Below are 2095 nucleotides of genomic sequence, written 5' to 3'. Positions count from 1 at the left end.
TCGGATGCTGTGAGGAAGTATATTGTTGATTTGGTTACAGGCTTAAGGGGGAATGAAGCATTATTGGAGGGGCCTAGTGCAAGGGCAAGCATATGGCTAATGAAAGCAAGCAAAGCATACGCATTAATCCATGGGAGAGACTACGTAATACCGGACGATGTCAAGGCAGTTGCACCACACGTCTTAAGGCATAGACTAATATTGAAGCATGAACTCCTAGAGGAAGTTGATGAAGAGACATTGATAAGTGAAGCTTTAAAAACGACGCCAGTGCCCAAAAGATGAATGGAGAAGTGAAACTGGAATCCTCTGGGAAGACCCTCATAATACTAATGCCAGTACTACTATTATTCTACATACTATTCCAAGACATTATAATCCTCTATGCCACAATAATAGTGATTATAGTAATTTTATGTATGTATATTTCAGCATGTAGGAAGGCTAGATGGTTGGCTAGGAACTTGAAGGTTAAGCCTGAAGGTGTAAGCTTAAGACTTGTAGCTGGAGATGTGGGGAGGGTTAAAGTTGAATTTGAAGCTCCAAAGCAGATTAGATTACTTGTGAAGCATCCATTGAAATTCTGCGTTGTGAAGCCTCATCAAACGCAAACAAACAGCCAAATAACACTTGAATTCAAACCAAAATTGGCAGGCTCATATAGTTCAAATGAAATTTATGTTGAGTGTAAAACGGCTTTAAACATGTTCAATGTGAAGGTTGGCATACCATTCAAAAGTGAAGTTACAGTTATACCTAGAGTTATACCAGCAGTTGTCAGAGCCCTCGAACTCATTGCATCGGCTTCACGTGCTGGGCCAATGTATGAGTATCCATTGATACATAGGGTTGGGAGGGGGACTGAGTATGCTGAGACGAGGGAATATGTGGCGGGAGACGATTTTAGGAGGATTGATTGGAAGGCAACTGCTAGGTTGCAGAAGCTCATGGTGAAATGCTTCCATGAAGAGGTTGGTGGAGAAGTAAACCTAATATTCGATTTGAAGACTGCTGGACCTGTATCAGCAGACATAACTGCAACGGAATTCCTAAATATGGCAACAGCCCTATCAACACAGAACATACCATACAGAATCACGATCATAAATGCTGAAAACGAAGTTGAGACATTAAAATTTGATGATTGGAGGGAAGCTCTAGCCACAGCAGTGAAATATGCACTCAAATCAGTTAAACTAGACTACACATACCTATACGAGATCATAGGGCCGCAGCCAACAAGAGAATTGATGAAACTCATGAAAATAGCCCATGAAGAGGATGCATCAAACCCAGCCAATAGGGAGATTAATGGAGAGTGGATGGATGCAATTGCAATCACATGCCTAATAGGAGACTTAACATGGCTAATGAACATGTGGGATGATGTGAAGAAGCACGGTGGAAGATTAACAGTACATACAACATCAAAAGTCTGGATGGATAGTAGAAGCCTAGAGGAAGCATACATGGACTACCAGAGGCAGAAGAGAATACTGAAAATGCTTAGAGAAAGGGGAATAGAGGTAAATGTACACTAAAGGTGGAGTGAATTGCATTAATTATCTTGAGCTTAAATATTTCAATCACCTAAAAATCGTGGAGTGTGGGGTTTAGATGAGGAGGGTTAAGCTTAGTTTTGCTGGTTTGAAGGTGGATTTCTGTGATAGGGATAGGGCTATTAAGCAGGTGGAGGATTTTGCTGAGAGGGGGACTAGGTTTCCAGTGGTTGTCTTTGGGCCTGAAGGATGTGGTAAGACTGCATGGCTAAAGCAAGCGGCGGAGATTTTAAAGGGGTTTGGATTCAGCGTTATATACTTCAATCCAATGAGGAGGGAGTTCTTGGCTGAAGTGGGGATAGAGAGCATTGAGAGGAGAGCCCTTGAAGTTTTGAAGCAAGCTTCTTCAGTCAATGCGTTGGCTAGCTTTATAGGTTACGTTATAGATTTTGCGAGGGAGGCTATAAGGATGGGTAGGGGGAGGATTGCGGTGATCGTTGATGATGCTTTCCAGTTCATTGGGGGTAGGGAGGCATCCTTCTTCGTGAAGGGGTTGCTTGAGGTAATTGAGCATCCGCCAGAAGGCTATGAGAAGA

The 2095-nt window shown here is 42.5% G+C and carries 3 protein-coding genes; all 3 read left to right on the top strand.

What is annotated here, in order from left to right:
- On the top strand, nt 1–285 hold a 285-nt coding region (locus tag MRT15_RS11035; protein ID WP_304330247.1), incomplete at its 5' end, for a MoxR family ATPase.
- Nucleotides 286–293: 8 nt separating this feature from the next.
- Complete coding sequence (locus MRT15_RS11030; protein ID WP_304330246.1) at nt 294–1541, top strand: DUF58 domain-containing protein; 1248 nt, start codon at nt 294–296, stop codon at nt 1539–1541.
- A gap of 76 nt (nt 1542–1617) precedes the next feature.
- Nucleotides 1618–2095, top strand: a 478-nt coding sequence (locus MRT15_RS11025) for an ATP-binding protein (protein WP_304330244.1), incomplete at its 3' end; no start/stop codon positions are given.

Origin of the sequence: Candidatus Culexarchaeum yellowstonense (assembly GCF_024707025.1) — an archaeon.
Lineage (GTDB): Archaea > Thermoproteota > Methanomethylicia > Culexarchaeales > Culexarchaeaceae > Culexarchaeum.
The sequence above is the reverse complement of the archived record's forward strand: the minus strand, read 5'-3'. Positions and strand labels throughout refer to the sequence as shown.